This window comes from Pseudooceanicola marinus (assembly GCF_020177265.1).
Classification (GTDB): Bacteria; Pseudomonadota; Alphaproteobacteria; order Rhodobacterales; family Rhodobacteraceae; genus Pseudooceanicola; species Pseudooceanicola marinus_A.
In genome coordinates, this window is sequence record NZ_JAIVMC010000005.1 from 29,946 (window position 1) to 46,337 (window position 16,392).

The window sequence follows — 16,392 nt, forward strand, 5'->3', positions numbered from 1 at the left end:
CGCCGAACCGAAGCTGGACTTGCGGAGATCAGACGACACCCCGGCGGCGCCCCGGCGCCTCAGCGCGTTCGAACGGGACCCGGATCGCCTGACGCAAGGACTCTCAGGCAGGGCATCAGCCAGGCTCTCCGCCGCACCGGTGACCTCGGCGCCCGCAACACCCGCCGCTTCGGCGACGCTAGCGCAACCAGGCCAACCCGTTGGCAGCCTGTCGGAAATGACACCACCGGCCACCGCCCAGCCCGCACCAAAGCCCGAGTCGACCGCGCCCGGGGCGGACCGCCCCCTGGTCGCACAGGCCGAGACACGGCCGTCCGCTGCCCCGCCATCTGCCGGCTCCGTCCCGAAGGCCGGCGCCGACACCCTGCCCCCCGCGTCCGACCGGACGACGCCCGTGCCGCCGACCCAAGCACCGCGCACCCGCGCAGACGCGCCACCGGCACCGCCCGCGGCCGAGACCCAGCCGCAAATCACGCGACCGGCGCCTCCTGCCAAGGCCACAATGGCCCCTGCGCAGTCAGGCAACACCGCAGACGTCGAACCATTCTCCAGCGCGCTCTTCCGCAGTCAGCGTCGGGTGAAAACCGACACTGGGCGCAGCTCGGTCCCCGACGCAGACCGTCCAGCAGCCGCGCCCCGCCCCGTGCAAGAGGCACCGCCGGCTTTCCAGCGTGCGAGCCTGGAAACGCGCCCCGGCGCCCCCGCGGCGGATCCGCTGCCCCGCGACCGACGCGCGCCGGAGGCAGAGCTGCCCCGTGACGGGCCCCGCTCGCCTGTGGCGCCGCGCGCTCCCGTGGGCCCCGCCGCACCACAGGTGGTCTCCACCGCACCCCCCGTATCTCCGGCGGCCGTGCCCCCGGCGACCGGGCAGGTCCTGCCGGGCGACCAGACGCTCGACGTCGAAAACCTGCCAGGGGAGCGCGACGGCCCGCTGCCCTCGGGGGAGCTGCCCCAGACCGCCGGGGAAGCCCTGCGCCTTTCCGCCAGCGCCACCCGCCCGGACATGGCCCGCCCCCTGGCGCAACAGATCGCCCAGCAGATTGCCCAGGCTGCCGGTCGGGCTGCCCAGGCCCCAACGGAGGTCCGGCTGGACCCCGAGGAGCTGGGTCGCGTCACCCTGCGCCTGTCGACCGAGGAGGGCGGCGTCACCCTGCATGTCACCGCCGAACGGGCGGAGACCTCGGACCTCATGCGCCGCCACATCTCGCTCCTGGAGGAGAGCTATCGCAGCCTGGGCTACGACCGCATCGAGATTGCCATCAACGGACGTCAGGCCGGCGGTCATCCCGGCCAGGGCAGCCAGGGCAATGGTCAGGACACGGCCGCCGGCACCGGCGGAGCCCCCCTGATGCAGCCCGCGCCAGAGGCCAGCGCCGCCGCACCGGCCCCCTCACCGGGATCGAGCGACCGGATCGACATCCGCCTCTGAGCCCGCCGCCCCTCCCCGGACCATCCGAAGGACCCGACATGGACAGTATCACCAGTGCCACCGCCGCCGCCGCCAACAGCGCCCGCCCCGCCACCACACCGGAAACGGCCACCGCCATTTCCTCCGATTTCGAGACCTTCCTGCAGATGCTTTCGACCCAGCTGCAGAACCAGGACCCGATGGATCCCGTGAAATCGGAGGATTTCGCGGTGCAGCTGGCCACCTTCTCCGGTGTCGAACAGCAGGTGCTGACCAACACCCTGCTGCAGGACCTCTCCTCGCGCATGATCGCCTCGTCGATGTCCGACCTCGCCTCCTGGGTCGGGCTGGAGGCGCGCTCCGCCGCGCCGGCGGCCTGGTCCGGCACGCCGGTGGACGTGTCGATCAACCCGCTGGCCGCGGCCGACCGCACCATCCTCGTGGTGCGCAATGCCAGCGGCAGCGAGGTGCACCGCGCCGCTGTTCCGATCACCGCCGACACGGTCAGCTGGGACGGACGCAATGCCGCGGGCCAGGTCTTGCCCCACGGCAATTACACATTCGAGCTGGAGAATTACGCGGGGGACGATCTGCTGGCGACGGATCCACTGGAAAGCTACGCGCTGGTCACCGAGGCGCGGATCATGGACGGGCAGACCGTGCTGGTCACCGCCTCGGGCGAGCTGGTGCCGAGTGATCTGGTCACCGGTTTGCGCCAGCCCGACGACTAGGCCGCCCCCTCTGCCGCCCTTGCAACCCAGCAGGTCACCCGCACCGGAGACGACCCCGCGCGGGTCCGCTCCAGTATGGCCCGCCGTGCCACGCTGATCAGCCCGGCATGACAGGCCTCGCCCCTGGCGGCCATAACCCGGCCGCACCCTTGCCCCGCCCGGGCCAGGCGGCCTAGGACTGTCCCGACCTCTGCAAGGGATCTTCATGGCCCGCCCGCCCGACCTGCTCAAAGAGCTTCACGCCGATCTGACCTCACGCCACCCGGCTCCGCCCCCCGATCGGTGGCAGTCCCTTGCCGGCGGACGCAGCAACCTGTGCTGGCGTCTGCCCCGCGAGGGTCCGGACCAGGCAGAGGATCTCTGCACAGAGCAACCGATGGGCCAGGCACCTCGCTGGCCGTCCGGAACGACGGCCAACCAGCCGGCCGACGCCACATCGGACGGCGCAAATTCAGGCGACAGGGTGCTGAAGCTCTACCGGCCCGATCGGAGCAGCCCGCTGTTTCCAAATGATGCTGCGACCGAAGCCGCCTGTCTTGCCGCGCTTGCAGGCCCCGGACCAGTCTTGGCCCCCAGGATGCTGGATCACTGGCACGGCCCGCTGGGGCCCTGCCTGCTCTACCGGCACCTGCCCGGCCCGACCTGGCGCGAGGGCCCCGAGGCAGTGGCCCGTCTGCTGCGGCAGCTGCACGCCCTGCCAAAGGACAGGCAACCCGCCGGGCTGCGCTGCCTGGAAACCAGCCCGATGGCGCTACGGGCCGCGATTGTCCGGGATTTGCCCAAAGCCCCCGCCAGCGACAGCCCCGGGCAGGCCCGGCTGCGCGCGGCGCTGGCCGAGGTGTCGGATCCCGGCCCGCTGCCGCCCGCGCGACAGGCCTGGCTGCACGGCGATCCGGTGCCTGGCAATATCATCATGACCCCTGCGGGCGCGCGTCTGATCGACTGGCAATGCCCGGCCCGGGGCGATCCCTGCCACGATCTGGCACTTTTCCTGTCGCCGGCCATGGGGGTGCTCTACCTGGCTCGACCCCTGTCGAAGACCGAGCGTGCGGCCTTCCTGGCCGCCTACGACGACCGGGCCATCACCGACCGGCTTTCGGGGCTGGCCCCGCTGCTGCACCTACGGATCGCGGCCCATTGCCTGGCCCGTGCCGCGGAAGGATCGGCGCCCGATGCTCGTGCCGCCGAGGCGGAACTGGCCGCCTTCGACGCGCGAGCGCCATAACCACCGCCCAGGAAAGGAAACGGGGCCCGCCCCGGTCTGGAACGGACCCCGCAGACCTCAGTTCGCGGGCTCAGCTCAGCCCGGCACCGACCAGCACCAGCACGGCCCCCAGGGCCAGGCCCCCAGCCCCCCAGCCCAGGCGCGACCAGAGCGACGGGCGCTGCGGCTTCGGCGGTCCCTGCAACTGGCGCGTCAGCACCTCGTCCACCAGGTCCGGCAGGCGGGGCCCGTAGCGGCCCAGCACCTTCACCGTGCGGCCCAGATCGGTCAGCATGGCGCGCGGGCCGATGCTTTTCTCGATGTATTCCTGCACGATGGGCTTGGCGGTGTCCCAGATATTGATCGACGGGTTGAGCGAGCGCGCCACCCCTTCCACCACCACCATGGTGCGTTGCAGCAAGATCAGCTCGGTCCGCGTCTCCATGCCGAAACGCTCCGTGACTTCAAAGAGATAGCTCAGCAGCCGCCCCATCGAGATGCGCGTGGCATCCATGCCGAAGATCGGTTCACCGACGGCGCGCAGGGCGCGGGCGAACTCTTCCACGTCGCGGTCGGCAGGCACGTATCCGGCCTCGAAATGCACCCGCGCGACGCGGTGGTAATCACGCTTGATGAAGCCGTAGAGGATCTCGGCATAGACCCGGCGGGTGTATTCGTCGATGTGCCCCATGATGCCGAAATCATAGGCCAGCAGCGTGCCGTCGGCGGCCACCTTCAAGTTGCCGTGGTGCATGTCGCCGTGGAAGTACCCGTCGCGCAGCGCGTGGTTCAGGAAGAGGGACAGCACCCGTTCGCCCAGCTCCGCGCGGTTGATGCCGATGGCATCCATGGCGTCCGTGTCGCCGAGGGGGATCCCTTCGACCCAGGACATGGTCATCACCCGGCGGCCCGAGTGGAACCAGTCCACCGCCGGCAGCTTGAACCCCGCGTCACCCTCGGTATTGGCCGCGTATTCGCTGGCGGCGGCGGCCTCCAGGCGCAGGTCAAGCTCCGCCCGGACCACGCCGTCGAAATGCTCGATCACATCCGAGGGCCGCAGGCGGCGGGAGAACGGCGCCAGGGTCTCGATCATCCAGGCGGCGAAATAGAAGGCGTCCACGTCCTTGCGGAAGGCCTTCTCGATCCCCGGGCGCAGGATCTTCACGGCGACTTCCTGGCCGGTCTCGGCCAGGCGCGCCTTGTGCACCTGCGCGATGGAGGCGGCGGCGATCGGTTCGCTGAACTCGGAGAAGAGCTCTTCCGCCGGGTGGCCCAGCTCGGTCTCCACCGCCTGCATCGCCTCATCACGGCTGAAGGGCGGCAGCTTGTCCTGCAGGACACGCAGCTGCTGCGCCAGATCGGGGCCCACCACGTCGGGGCGGGTTGACAGAATCTGGCCGAACTTGATGTAGGCCGGGCCGAGCGCGGTCAGCGCACCGGGCAGCGGCGGCTGGCTGGGGTCGCCCTTCAGGCCGAGGAACTGGAACGGCCAGCCGATGACCCGGGCGGCCAGGCGCAGCAGCGGCGGCGCATCATAGGCGTCCAGCAGCAGCTTCATCGCGCCCGAGCGTTCGAAGGTGGCGCCGGTGCGAACCAGGCGCCAGATGTTGTGGGGGCCGCGCATCGCTTACAGTTTCCAGCCGGAATGCAGGCAGGCGATGCCCATCGACAGGTTGCGATACTTCGCATTGTCGAAGCCCGCCGTGCGCACCATCCCGAGGAAGGTTTCCTGGTCGGGGAAGCGGCGGATCGATTCCACCAGGTACTGATAGCTGTCACGGTCGCCCGCGATCACCTGGCCCATGGGCGGGATCAGGTTGAAGGAATAGCGGTCGTAGGCCCATTGCAGCGCCGGCGTCGGGATCTGGGAAAACTCCAGCACCATCAGGCGGCCGCCGGGTTTCAGCACCCGGTAGGCCTCGTTCAGGGCGTCCTGCGGGCGGGTGACGTTCCGGATGCCGAAGCTGATCGTGTAGACGTCGAAGGTGTTGTCGTCGAAGGGCAGCGCCATGGCGTCGCCCACCACCCAGTCCAGGCTGTCGGCCATCGACGCGGCCTCGGCCCTCTTGCGGCCCTCGACCAACATCGGTTCGGTCAGGTCCAGCACCGTGGCGTGGCCCGATCCCGCGCGGGACAGGAACTTGAACGAGATGTCGCCAGTGCCCCCCGCGACATCCAGCAGGCGCTGACCCGGACGCGGCGCGAGCCAGTCCATCATCGCATCCTTCCAGATGCGGTGGATGCCAAGGGACATCGCGTCGTTCATCACGTCGTATTTCGAGGCGACCGAGCCGAAGATGCCCTGCACGCGGCCCGCCTTCTCGGATTCCGGGATCTCGGTGAAGCCGAAATGGGTGGTCTTTTCCATCGTCGCATCCTGCCTTATCTGTCTGTCTCTCCTTATAGGGCGAAGGGGGGCCGCTGCAATGCGACCCGCGCGCATGTGAGGAGGGGGTCAGGGGGCCTCGCCCCCTCTTGGCCCCCGGAGATGTGGGCCCGTGGATGTCGGACGGCCAGAGAATGGGAGGGCACCATGCCCGAGTTGCCAGAGGTAGAGACGGTGCGGTCCGGGCTGGCCCCCGCCATGGAGGGCGCGGTGATCGTGGCGGCCGCCGTCAATCGCCCCGACCTGCGCTGGCCCTTCCCCGATCGGATGGCCGAACGGCTGACCGGGCAGAAGGTGCTGCAGCTACGGCGGCGGTCGAAATACATCCTGGCGGACCTGGCCAGCGGCGAAAGCCTGCTGATCCATCTCGGCATGTCGGGGCGGATGACCGTGTCGGGCGACCCGCTGGGCCGTTTCGTGGACGATCATCCGGCAGCGCAGAAACACGATCATGTCGTGCTGGACATGTCGAACGGGGCGCGCATCACCTTCAACGACCCGCGCCGTTTCGGGGCCATGGACCTGATGCCCACGCTGGGCGCCGAGGCGCATCCTCTGCTGGCCGGGCTGGGGCCGGAACCCCTGGGCAACCACTTCGACGGGGCCTACCTGGCGGCCCGATTGAAACCGCGCCGAAGCCCGATCAAGACCGCGCTGCTGGACCAGAAGGTCGTGGCCGGGCTGGGCAATATCTATGTCTGTGAAACCCTTTACCGGGCGGGCATCAGCCCGGCGCGACGCTGTGACCGGATCGCCACGGCGAAGCTGGCGGACCTGGTGCCGATCATCCGCGAGGTGCTGACCGAAGCCATCGCCGCCGGCGGCTCCTCCCTGCGCGATTTTCGCCAGGCCGATGGCGAGCTGGGCTATTTCCAGCACAGCTTCGATGTCTACGGGCGCGAGGGGTTGCCCTGCCGCTCCCCGGGCTGCACCGCCACGATTCGACGGCTGGTGCAATCGGGGCGCTCCAGCTTCTACTGCCCGCAATGCCAAAGATAGCTTGATCCACGGGGCCAACCTGATAGGGAATCGACCCTACATCTCAGCAACAGGGACACTCACCCCATGGCTTACGAGACGATCATCGTCGAGATCGAAGACCACATCGCGCTGGTGAAGCTGAACCGCCCGGACGCGATGAACGCGCTCAACGACGTGCTCCTGGGCGAGCTGGCCACCGCGCTGAAGGCGGCGCAGAAGGACCCGAAGGTCCGCTGCATCGTCGTGACCGGCACCGAGAAGTTCTTTGCCGCCGGCGCCGACATCAAGATGATGGCCGACAAGAGCTTCGTCGATGTCTACTCCGAGGACCTGTTCTCCGAGGCGACGGGCACCATCACCCGCGTGCGCAAGCCGATCATCGCGGCCGTGTCGGGCTACGCCCTGGGCGGCGGCTGTGAACTGGCCATGATGTGCGATTTCATCATCGCTGGCGACAATGCCAAGTTCGGCCAGCCGGAGATCAACCTGGGCGTCATGGCCGGCATCGGCGGCAGCCAGCGCCTGACCCGCGCCGTGGGCAAGGCCAAGGCGATGGACATGAACCTGACGGGTCGCTTCATGGATGCCGAAGAAGCAGAGCGCGCCGGGCTGGTCAGCCGCGTGGTGCCCTGCAAGAAGGTCCTGGAAACCGCCATGGCGGCGGCGGCCAAGATCGCCGAGAAAAGCATGATCTCGGTCATGGCGGTCAAGGAAGCGGTGAACCGCGCCGAGGAGACCACCCTGGCCGAAGGCCTGCTGTTCGAGAAGCGCCTGTTCCACTCGATGTTCGCCACCGAGGACCAGAAGGAAGGCATGACCGCCTTCCTTGAAAAGCGCGAACCGCAGTTCCGCGACCGCTGAGGGCCTGCCCACCCCGGCCCCACCATGACAAAGACGTAGCCCCCGGTCCGTGGCCGGGGGTTTTGCTTTGCCCCGGCGTCCGATCACCCGTGCCGCAGGCGGCGCGGCGACAGGCGGTCGGCCAGGCCGCTGTCGTCTGCCTCGCCCAGGATCTGCGATACGGCCAGCTCTGCCAGCGCGGGTGAGGTCTGGATTCCCGTCGCCCCCTGCCCGGACATCCAGAAAAAGCCCGGCCGGTCCTCCGCCCAGCCACAGACGGGCAACCCGTCGGCCACGTAGCAGCGCAGCCCGGCCCAGGCCCGGCGCACCCTGGCCAGTTCGATGTCGAAACAGGCCGCAATCCGGTCGAGGCACAGGGTCACGTCCAGATCATCGGGTTCCGCCGCGCAGCCGGGCACGACGGTTTCGTCGACCGGAGAGGCCAGCAGGAGATCCCCCTCGGGCTTGAGGTAGAAGTGCAGATCCGCATCCACCATCATCGGCAACTCCGACAGGTCCCGACCGCCCGCCGGCTCCAGCTCCAGCACGGTGCGACGACGGCAGCGCAGGCCGATGGGTCGGGCGCCGGCCATCCGCGCGACCCGTTCGGCCCAGGCCCCCGCGGCGTTGACCAGCACCGGGGCCCGCATCGCGCCGACACCGCTGTCCACGCGCCAGGTGCCGTCCTGCCACTCCAGGGCAGAGACCGGCGCGGCGCAGAACAGGCGCCCGCCCCGCGCTTCCAGCCGCGTCTGGTGCAGGGTCATCATCAACGGCACGTCCAGGTCCTGCGTGCGATCATCGCTGAGCGCGGCACAGGCGTAGCCCGGACGCAGCACCGGCAGCCGCTCCGCCAGGGCCCGCCCCTCAAGTCGGCGCAACGGATGGGATCCGGCCAGGCGCGCCTCGATCCGGTCCAGCAAGCGTTCCTGGTCAGCGCGCGCGAGGATCAGCAGGCCGCGGGGGCGTGTCAGCGTCCGGCCCGCCAGTTCCTCATGTTCCGCCGTGAAGAAGGGGACCGAGTCGGCCGCCAGCTGTCGCAGCTCGGGCGCGCGGTGCAACTGGCGCAACAGGGAGACGGCACGCGCCGTCCCCTGACGTCCCGGCCGAAGCTCCCGCTCCAGCACGGCAACGCGCGCACGCCCGGCAAGGGCGCTGGCCACGGACATCCCGACGATACCCGCGCCGATGACGATCACATCGAACGTTTCGCTCATGTCCCGTTTTCCGCAGACCCCGAGCCCACCTGGGGATCCGACCCCGACAGCAACCCGCACAAGTATTAATGAATGGTTAATTCTCCCCCGGGCGGCCTGCGTGGGCGGGATCCGCCTCGGCCCGGCCCGCTGTGTCGGCGACAGGCCCCAGGGCTGTTGACTCCGCCCGCGCTTCGCCTTATTGCCCGGGCTTCAGAACAGATCGCGCCTCTTCGCGGTCGCGTCTGCAGTGTCGTGAGGCCGCATTGTGCCGGAGAACGTGAGGGAAAACGCCCTCGCAGCCTGCCACGGGATTGTAGTCGTCTGGCAGGTTTTTTGTGTCGGCGCCCCGGGTGCCGTCGCGGATCCCTCCGGACCTCGGCGACGGCGCAGCGGCCCCGGACACAGAGAAAGAGACCAGACCCATGGCCAATACGCCCCAGTCGAAGAAACGCGCCCGCCAGATCGAAACCCGCACCGAGGTGAACAAGGCGCGCCGTTCGCGCATCCGCACCTACCTGCGCAAGGTCGAAGAGGCGATCGCCTCCGGCGACAAGGAAAAGGCAGCTGCCGCCCTGCGCGCCGCCCAGCCCGAACTGATGCGCGGCGTCACCAAGGGCGTGTTCCACAAGAACACCGCGTCGCGCAAGGTTTCGCGCCTCGCCGCCCGCGTGAAGGCCCTGGGCTGAGCCCCGGACACTCCCCGTTTCGGGTAAGCAATTGACGACAAAGGGCGCGGCTTCGGCCGCGCCTTTTTGTTGGGCAGAGCACACGAAATTGGGGGTATACGTTCAATCTGTGCTTGTGGCGGCATTGCGGCAACAGGGTCGCGATTCCTTTCCACAAGGGCCAGAGTCAAGCGCGTTGTGCTGTTGCGGCTGTCGCGCGGAAGTTGCTAGCTTCAGCCTTGCGAGTCACATCGCCTTGGGGGGGACATTGCGGTCCCGAACTAGGGTCTGCTGGCTGACGATCGTCCGGGACAAACGCTGCCCCGTGACGTCCCGATTGTCGGCCATGTCCAGGTCATAACGCCAGGCACGCCTGACGCTGCAAGAGCCTCTCTTGCGGCCCGGGATGCGTCCAGCATTGCCAGCCGGCACGATCGGCAGCCGCTTCGTCTAGGCCACGAAGCGGACGGGCACCCTTTCCCCCAGGGCACCAGGTGGCCGCCGCGCTTCGGACCGACCGGAGATGCGAGGATCGAGGTAAAGTGGGGTACAAGGACAAGATGGCGACGACGAGCTGGGGCGAGCTGAAGAAATCTCTGCGGGCATCCGTTAACGAACATAACTACACCAACTGGATCGCACCGCTCGAGCTGCTGTCGCTGCGCGAAGGTGTTGCGACCATGGCGGCGCCCTCGGGTTACGTCGGCACCTATGTGCAGCGTCACTTCGAGGATGAGATCCTGCGCGCGCTGACCGCCATCGACCCGGCCGTGCGCCGCATCGATTTCACCGTCACGCCGCGCGCGCCCCGCGAAGAGGCCCCCGCCTCCGCCCCCGCCATGGCGGAAAAGGCGACCGCCGAGTCCGGGACCGAGTCGCAGGCCCAGGCCGGTGCCGACACTCTGACCTCCGGCGTCAGCAGCGCCGCCCCGCGCAGCACCAGCTCCGACGCCCTGTCGATGCAGGACCGCATGCTGCAGCCCGCGCCGCTCGACCCGCATTACACCTTCGACAGCTTTGTCGTCGGCAAGCCCAACGAACTGGCCCATGCCGCCGCCCGCCGGGTCGCCTCCGGTGGCGAGGTCGAGTTCAACCCGCTGTTCCTCTACGGTGGCGTGGGTCTGGGCAAGACGCACCTGATGCACGCCATCGCCCATGAGCTGAAGGCCTCCCAGCCGCATCTGAACGTGGTCTACCTGTCCGCCGAACAGTTCATGTACCGCTTCGTCCAGGCCCTGCGCGAAAAGCGCATGATGGATTTCAAGTCGCTGTTCCGCACCGTCGACGTGCTGATGGTCGATGACGTGCAGTTCATTGCCGGCAAGGATTCGACCCAGGAAGAATTCTTCCACACGTTCAACGCGCTGGTCGACCACAACAAGCAGATCATCATCTCGGGCGATTGCGCGCCCAACGAGATCAAGAACCTGCCGGTCCGTATTTCCTCGCGCCTGTCGTCGGGCCTGGTCGTCGACCTGCATCCCACCGACTATGAACTGCGCCTGGGCATCCTGCAGTCGAAGGTCGCCGCCTTCCGCCTGAAGCACCCCGAGCTGGAGGTGGCCGACGGCGTGCTGGAATTCCTGGCGCATCGCATCTCGACCAACGTCCGGGTGCTGGAAGGCGCGCTGACGCGTCTCTTCGCCTTCGCCTCGCTCGTGGGCCGCGAGATCACGCTGGAACTGACCCAGGACTGCCTGTCGGACGTGCTGCGCGCCTCGGAACGCAAGATCACCATCGAGGAGATCCAGCGCCGCGTGGCCGAGCATTACAACATCCGTCTGTCGGACATGATCGGCCCCAAGCGCGTGCGCAGTTTCGCCCGTCCGCGCCAGATCGCCATGTACCTGTGCAAGAAGCTGACCTCGCGCTCCCTGCCCGAGATCGGCCGCCGCTTCGGCGGGCGCGACCACACCACCGTCATGCACGGGGTGAAGCGCATCGAGGAGCTGATGAACCAGGACGCGCAGATCGCCGACGACCTGGAACTGCTGCGCCGCGCGCTGGAGGCGTAAGCACCACCGCCCGGGCCAGCCACGGCCCCCAGAGTGCCACGACAGGGTCGCGCATCGCGCGGCCCTTTCGCGTTTCAGCGGGATTGGCCGCGCATCGCCGCACAGCGGTCTCGGCAATCTCCTGTATAGACTTGGAAATCCTCCTGTGGTCCCAATAGCCATGGCCTCTGCCAGAAGGAGAATTTCCAATGAAGATTTCAGCCGCCGTCGCCCGCGACTTCAACGCCCCCCTCAGCATCGAAGAGGTGGAGCTGGACGAGATCCGCGATGACGAGATCCTGGTGCGCCTGGTGGCCACCGGCGTCTGCCACACCGATGCCGCCGTGATCGAGGGCCTGATGGGCACCGAACTGCCTGTCGTGCTGGGCCATGAAGGCGCCGGCGTGGTCGAGAAGGTCGGCAGCGCCGTGACCAAGGTTGCCCCCGGCGATCACGTGGTGATGACCGTCGACAGCTGCGGTCACTGCCCGGCCTGCATGGAACACGACATCACCTATTGCCATAACTCCTACCCGATGAACTTCATGGCGCAGCGCCCTGATGGCACCCGCGGCATCTCCAAGGACGGCGAACGCATCGGCTCGATGTTCTTCGGCCAAAGCTCCTACGCGACCCATTCGGTCTGCCACGAGGCGAACTGCGTGAAGGTGTCGAAGGATGTCGAGCTGGAAAAGCTGGGCCCGCTGGGCTGCGGCATTCAGACCGGCGCGGGCACGGTGATGAATGCCCTGGCGGTCGAGCCGGGCAAGTCCATCGTCATCTTCGGCGCGGGCGGCGTGGGCCTGGCCGGCGTCATGGGCGCCGTGGTGCAGGGCGCCACCACCATCATCGTCGTGGACATGGTCGACAGCCGGCTGGAGCTGGCGAAGGAGCTGGGCGCGACCCACACCTTCAACGCCAAGACCCAGGACGTGACCGAAGAGATCATGAAGCTGACCGGCTACGGCGTGAACTACGCCTTCGACACCACCGGCAATGCCAAGGTGATCCGCCAGGCTGTCGAACTGCTGGCGCCCAAGGGCACCTGCGCCATCGTCGGCGCGTCGTCCCCCGAGGCGGAGCTGGTGCTGAACGAGACCCACTTCATGTCCGGCGGCCGCCGCATGATGGGCGTGGTCGAAGGCGAGGCCAACCCCGACGTCTTCATCCCCACGATGATCGCGCTGTGGCAGCAGGGGCGGTTCCCCTTCGACAAGCTGATCACCTTCTTCCCCTTCGAGGAGATCAACGAGGCCTTCGCCGCCTCCGCGCGCGGCGAGGCGATCAAACCGATCCTGCGTTTCTCCTGATCCGCACGACCAAGGGGGGCGAGGCGACTCGCCCCCATTCCTGACGTGACCGGGCAGGCGGAGAATGATTCGCCCGGCCGGTCAGACCTCGACCCCGGACCGCAGGCCAGGGTTATCCCCAGGCGAGCCGGGCGCATGACAGGCCCTGCGGGTTGCCGTGATGGCGCAGGGCAGAGTTTCCGCGCGCTCGCTGCTTGACCTCTTCCTTCCGAGGCCCGAAAACGGGAAAAACCGTTGTGCTGCTTGCAGAAACGGGTAGCTTATCGGTCCCGGGGCGTGCCCGGGCCAGGACAGGGAAAGAGGCCATGAAATTCAGCATCGAACGTGCCGCGCTTCTGAAGGCCGTCGCCCAGGCGCAATCCGTCGTCGAACGGCGCAACACCATCCCGATCCTGGCCAACGTGCTGATCGAGGCCGACGGCAACGACGTCATGTTCCGCGCCACCGACCTGGACATCGAGGTGGTCGACAAGGCCCCGGCCATGGTCGAACGCGGCGGGGCGACCACCGTGTCGGCCGTGACCCTGCATGAGATCGTGCGCAAGCTGCCCGACGGCGCCATGGTGACTCTGGCCGACGACGGCACCGCCGGCCGGCTGTCGGTCGAGGCGGGCCGGTCCAGCTTCAACCTGGCGACGCTGCCGAAAGAGGACTTCCCGGTGATGGCCTCGTCGGAATACACCTCGAACTTCTCGGCCCCCGCGCCGACGCTGCGGCGCCTGTTCGACAAGTCGAAATTCGCCATCTCCACCGAGGAGACCCGCTATTACCTGAACGGCGTCTACATGCATGTGACCGACAGCGAGGAAGGCCGGGTGCTGCGCTGCGTCGCCACCGACGGCCACCGCCTGGCCCGCATCGACGCCGCCCTGCCCGAGGGCGCCGAGGAGATGCCCGGCGTGATCGTGCCCCGCAAGACCGTGGGCGAGCTGCGCAAACTGCTGGACGATGACGACATGGAAATCGCCGTCTCGGTCAGCGAGACCAAGGTGCGTTTCGCCACGCCGCAGATCACCCTGACGTCGAAGGTCATCGACGGCACCTTCCCCGACTATTCGCGGGTGATTCCCACGGGCAACACCCGCCGCCTGGAGGTGGACGCCTCCGAGTTCGCCAAGGCCGTCGACCGGGTGGCCACCGTCAGCTCCGAACGCTCGCGCGCGGTGAAGCTGTCGCTGGACGAGGACCGGCTGATCCTGTCGGTCAATGCGCCCGACAGCGGCGCCGCCGAGGAAGAGCTGGCCGTGGCCTATGCCGACGAACGGCTGGAGATCGGGTTCAACGCCAAGTACCTGCTGGAAATCGCCAGCCAGGTGGACCGCGAGAACGCCGTCTTCATGTTCAACTCCTCCGGCGACCCGACCCTGATGCGCGAGGGCAACGACACCTCCGCCGTCTACGTCGTCATGCCGATGCGTGTGTAACGCGACAGGGGATCGCGCCACGGCGCGATTGCCTTCGGCGAGAGTATTTTCAGCCATCGTATAGAAAGGGGTCTGGCCCATGGGACGGCTCTGTCTGACCCGGCTGGACCTGTCGCATTTCCGGTCCTGGCGGCGGGGGTCGATCGCGGCCGACGGGCGACCCGTGGCCCTTTGGGGGCCCAATGGCGCCGGCAAGACCAATGTGCTGGAAGCGGTCTCGATGTTCTCGCCCGGGCGGGGGCTGCGCCGGGCTGCCGCCGACGAGATGGTGCGCCGCCCCGAGGCGATCGGCTGGAAGCTGTCGGGCGTGCTGCGCAGCCTGCACCAGGTGCATGAAATCGAGATGCAGGTGGAGCCCGGCCAGGGCCGCAGCCTGCGCATCGACGACAAGGCCGCCGCGCAGCTTGCCCTAGGGCGGATCGCCCGGGTGCTGTGGCTGGTGCCCTCGATGGACCGGCTGTGGATCGAGGCGGCCGAGGGCCGGCGGCGCTTCCTCGACCGGATGGTCCTCAGCTTCTTTCCCACCCATGCGGATGCCAGCCTCGCCTATGACAAGGCGATGCGCGAACGCAACCGTCTGCTGAAGGACATGGTGCGCGACGCGCATTGGTATGCCGCGCTGGAACGGCAGATGGCCGAGGCGGGGGAGGAGATCACCTCCAACCGGCTGCGCGCGCTGCATCTCGTGGCCGAGGCCACCGAGGAGGCCGAGACCGCCTTTCCCGCCCCCGAGCTGGCGCTGAGCCACCCCGAGGGCGAGATGGCACAGAGCGCGGCGGACCTGCTGACCGGCTATCAGGAGAGCCGCCGCCGCGACATGGCCGCCGGGCGCACCCTGCTGGGGCCGCACCGGGTCGACATGGAGGCCTTCTGGGCGGTGAAGGGGATCCCGGCGCGCGATGCCTCCACCGGCGAACAGAAGGCGCTGCTGGTCAGCCTGATCCTGGCCAATGCACGCGGGCTGGCCCGTGATTTCGGCGCCCCGCCGATCCTCTTGCTGGACGAGGTGGCGGCGCATCTGGACGCCGACCGCCGCGCGGCGCTTTATGACGAGATCTGCGCCCTGGGCGCCCAGGCCTGGATGACCGGCACCGGTCCGGAGCTGTTTGAAGGTCTGGGGGATCGGGCGCAGTATCTGGAAGTGACGGAGGAGGCGGGCACCAGCCACGCCGAGGAGAGGAGCGCGCCATGACGCCGCAACGGGTTTCCCTGATCACGCTGGGGGTCGATGACCTCGACCGTGCCCGCACATTCTACGAGGCCCTGGGATGGGTGCCGGCACAGGTGACGCCGGGCATCGTCTTCTTCCAGCTGGACGGGCAGGCCCTGGGTCTCTTTGGCCGCGCCGCCCTGGCCGAGGATCAAGGACGGCCCGGCACGCCGCTTGGCACCGGGGCGATGACCCTGGCTCAGAATTTTTCTGACAGGGCAGCGGTGGATGCGGCCTTTGCCCAGGCGCTGGACGCGGGCGCCACGGAGCTGAAAGCGCCTGAAGAGGTCTTCTGGGGCGGCTACTCGGGCTATTACGCCGACCCGGACGGCCATGTCTGGGAAGTTGCCCATAACCCCTTCATCACCCTGGACCCGGACACCGGGCGTTTCACCCTGCCGGTGGCGACATGACGATGTTGGCCTCTGACCTGGCGCTATATGCCGGCGCGCTCTTCGTGCTGTTCATGACGCCGGGGCCGGTCTGGCTGGCCATCGTGGCGCGCACCCTGTCGGGCGGCGCGGCCTCGGTCTGGCCGCTGGCCGCGGGCGTGGCCCTGGGGGACATGATCTGGCCGCTGGTGGCGATCCTGGGTCTCGGCTGGATCGAGGGGCAGGCGGGTAACCTGCTTTGGGTCGTGCGCCTTCTTGGGGCGGCGATGTTCGTCTGGATCGGCATCGGCATCCTGCGCCGGGCAGACGCGCGGATCACGGCGGACAGTCGGCTGACGCGTCCGGGCCGCCTGGCGGGCTTCCTCGCCGGGCTGGCGGCCATCGCGGGCAACCCCAAGGCGATCCTGTTCTACCTCGGCATCCTGCCCAGCTTCGTCGACATCGGTACGGTGACAGTGCCCGACATTGCCGCGATCCTGCTGGTGTCCATGGCCGTGCCCTTCACCGGCAACCTGATCTTCGCCGGGTTCGTCGACCGCGTGCGGCGCCTCATCGCCTCGGACCTGGGAATGAAGCGGACCAATATCGTCGCCGGCTGTCTGATGATCTGCGTCGGCCTGATCCTGCCGTTCACCTGAACACAGCCAG

Annotated in this window: 15 protein-coding genes; 12 read left to right on the plus strand and 3 right to left on the minus strand. The window is 68.3% G+C overall.

What is annotated here, in order from left to right; genetic code table 11:
- Positions 1–850: 850 nt before the first annotated feature.
- The 3 genes from LC066_RS09250 to LC066_RS09260 all read left to right on the plus strand — a co-directional run bounded on the left by LC066_RS09250 (position 851) and on the right by LC066_RS09260 (position 3,364).
- Positions 851–1,429: a flagellar hook-length control protein FliK gene (locus LC066_RS09250; RefSeq protein ID WP_224898198.1), complete on the plus strand. Its 579-nt coding sequence runs from the start codon at positions 851–853 to the stop codon at positions 1,427–1,429.
- A 38-nt stretch (positions 1,430–1,467) separates the two neighbouring features.
- A complete protein-coding gene (locus LC066_RS09255; RefSeq protein WP_224898200.1) occupies positions 1,468–2,139 on the plus strand; it encodes a flagellar hook capping FlgD N-terminal domain-containing protein in 672 nt (223 codons plus the stop codon).
- A gap of 376 nt (positions 2,140–2,515) precedes the next feature.
- Positions 2,516–3,364: a phosphotransferase family protein gene (locus LC066_RS09260; protein WP_224898202.1), complete on the plus strand. Its 849-nt coding sequence runs from the start codon at positions 2,516–2,518 to the stop codon at positions 3,362–3,364.
- Between the two features lie 70 nt (positions 3,365–3,434).
- Here LC066_RS09260 and ubiB read toward each other — a convergent pair whose 3' ends face one another.
- The gene (gene ubiB / locus LC066_RS09265) at positions 3,435–4,967 is read right to left on the minus strand and encodes a 2-polyprenylphenol 6-hydroxylase (RefSeq protein WP_222475404.1); all 1,533 of its coding nucleotides are present in this window, start codon (positions 4,965–4,967) and stop codon (positions 3,435–3,437) included.
- A gap of 3 nt (positions 4,968–4,970) precedes the next feature.
- On the minus strand, positions 4,971–5,711 hold the full coding sequence (ubiE, locus tag LC066_RS09270) for a bifunctional demethylmenaquinone methyltransferase/2-methoxy-6-polyprenyl-1,4-benzoquinol methylase UbiE (RefSeq protein ID WP_222475406.1): 741 nt from the start codon (positions 5,709–5,711) through the stop codon (positions 4,971–4,973).
- 165 nt (positions 5,712–5,876) lie between these two features.
- On the opposite strand from ubiE, the gene mutM reads away from it, so the two are divergent.
- Together mutM and LC066_RS09280 are read left to right on the plus strand one after the other, a co-directional pair.
- On the plus strand, positions 5,877–6,728 hold the full coding sequence (mutM, locus tag LC066_RS09275) for a bifunctional DNA-formamidopyrimidine glycosylase/DNA-(apurinic or apyrimidinic site) lyase (protein WP_224898204.1): 852 nt from the start codon (positions 5,877–5,879) through the stop codon (positions 6,726–6,728).
- Positions 6,729–6,794: 66 nt separating this feature from the next.
- A complete protein-coding gene (locus tag LC066_RS09280) occupies positions 6,795–7,571 on the plus strand; it encodes an enoyl-CoA hydratase (RefSeq protein ID WP_222475410.1) in 777 nt (258 codons plus the stop codon).
- Between the two features lie 83 nt (positions 7,572–7,654).
- Here LC066_RS09280 and LC066_RS09285 read toward each other — a convergent pair whose 3' ends face one another.
- Positions 7,655–8,767, minus strand: coding sequence for an NAD(P)/FAD-dependent oxidoreductase (locus LC066_RS09285; RefSeq protein WP_224898206.1), 1,113 nt, complete (start codon positions 8,765–8,767; stop codon positions 7,655–7,657).
- Between the two features lie 404 nt (positions 8,768–9,171).
- On the opposite strand from LC066_RS09285, the gene rpsT reads away from it, so the two are divergent.
- The 7 genes from rpsT to LC066_RS09320 all read left to right on the plus strand — a co-directional run bounded on the left by rpsT (position 9,172) and on the right by LC066_RS09320 (position 16,382).
- Positions 9,172–9,435 (plus strand): 30S ribosomal protein S20, encoded by a 264-nt coding sequence (gene rpsT, locus LC066_RS09290; protein WP_085888847.1) that lies wholly within the window; start codon positions 9,172–9,174, stop codon positions 9,433–9,435.
- Positions 9,436–9,974: 539 nt separating this feature from the next.
- The gene (dnaA, locus tag LC066_RS09295; RefSeq protein ID WP_224898208.1) at positions 9,975–11,429 is read left to right on the plus strand and encodes a chromosomal replication initiator protein DnaA; all 1,455 of its coding nucleotides are present in this window, start codon (positions 9,975–9,977) and stop codon (positions 11,427–11,429) included.
- A gap of 188 nt (positions 11,430–11,617) precedes the next feature.
- On the plus strand, positions 11,618–12,718 hold the full coding sequence (locus LC066_RS09300) for an NAD(P)-dependent alcohol dehydrogenase (protein WP_224898210.1): 1,101 nt from the start codon (positions 11,618–11,620) through the stop codon (positions 12,716–12,718).
- A 305-nt stretch (positions 12,719–13,023) separates the two neighbouring features.
- Positions 13,024–14,142: a DNA polymerase III subunit beta gene (dnaN, locus tag LC066_RS09305; protein ID WP_222475424.1), complete on the plus strand. Its 1,119-nt coding sequence runs from the start codon at positions 13,024–13,026 to the stop codon at positions 14,140–14,142.
- A gap of 79 nt (positions 14,143–14,221) precedes the next feature.
- Positions 14,222–15,334 (plus strand): DNA replication/repair protein RecF, encoded by a 1,113-nt coding sequence (recF, locus tag LC066_RS09310; RefSeq protein ID WP_224898212.1) that lies wholly within the window; start codon positions 14,222–14,224, stop codon positions 15,332–15,334.
- Positions 15,331–15,765: a VOC family protein gene (locus tag LC066_RS09315; protein ID WP_224898214.1), complete on the plus strand. Its 435-nt coding sequence runs from the start codon at positions 15,331–15,333 to the stop codon at positions 15,763–15,765. The genes recF and LC066_RS09315 overlap by 4 nt, the downstream gene beginning before the upstream one ends.
- Entirely contained in the window at positions 15,762–16,382 is a 621-nt protein-coding gene (locus tag LC066_RS09320; protein WP_224898216.1) for a LysE family translocator, read from the plus strand. Before LC066_RS09315 ends, LC066_RS09320 begins: the two co-directional genes overlap by 4 nt.
- The last annotated feature ends 10 nt before the right edge of the window (positions 16,383–16,392 follow it).

Excerpts from the sequence above, each read along its gene's own strand:
- dnaA (WP_224898208.1), top strand. The coding sequence starts at position 9,975 with ATGGCGACGACGAGCTGGGGCGAGCTGAAGAAATCTCTGCGGGCATCC.
- LC066_RS09285 (WP_224898206.1), bottom strand. The coding sequence starts at position 8,767 with ATGAGCGAAACGTTCGATGTGATCGTCATCGGCGCGGGTATCGTCGGG.
- LC066_RS09300 (WP_224898210.1), top strand. The coding sequence starts at position 11,618 with ATGAAGATTTCAGCCGCCGTCGCCCGCGACTTCAACGCCCCCCTCAGC.
- LC066_RS09315 (WP_224898214.1), top strand. The coding sequence starts at position 15,331 with ATGACGCCGCAACGGGTTTCCCTGATCACGCTGGGGGTCGATGACCTC.
- recF (WP_224898212.1), top strand. The coding sequence starts at position 14,222 with ATGGGACGGCTCTGTCTGACCCGGCTGGACCTGTCGCATTTCCGGTCC.
- mutM (WP_224898204.1), top strand. The coding sequence starts at position 5,877 with ATGCCCGAGTTGCCAGAGGTAGAGACGGTGCGGTCCGGGCTGGCCCCC.
- ubiE (WP_222475406.1), bottom strand. The coding sequence starts at position 5,711 with ATGGAAAAGACCACCCATTTCGGCTTCACCGAGATCCCGGAATCCGAG.
- LC066_RS09260 (WP_224898202.1), top strand. The coding sequence starts at position 2,516 with ATGGGCCAGGCACCTCGCTGGCCGTCCGGAACGACGGCCAACCAGCCG.
- LC066_RS09280 (WP_222475410.1), top strand. The coding sequence starts at position 6,795 with ATGGCTTACGAGACGATCATCGTCGAGATCGAAGACCACATCGCGCTG.
- dnaN (WP_222475424.1), top strand. The coding sequence starts at position 13,024 with ATGAAATTCAGCATCGAACGTGCCGCGCTTCTGAAGGCCGTCGCCCAG.
- ubiB (WP_222475404.1), bottom strand. The coding sequence starts at position 4,967 with ATGCGCGGCCCCCACAACATCTGGCGCCTGGTTCGCACCGGCGCCACC.
- LC066_RS09320 (WP_224898216.1), top strand. The coding sequence starts at position 15,762 with ATGACGATGTTGGCCTCTGACCTGGCGCTATATGCCGGCGCGCTCTTC.
- rpsT (WP_085888847.1), top strand. The coding sequence starts at position 9,172 with ATGGCCAATACGCCCCAGTCGAAGAAACGCGCCCGCCAGATCGAAACC.
- LC066_RS09255 (WP_224898200.1), top strand. The coding sequence starts at position 1,468 with ATGGACAGTATCACCAGTGCCACCGCCGCCGCCGCCAACAGCGCCCGC.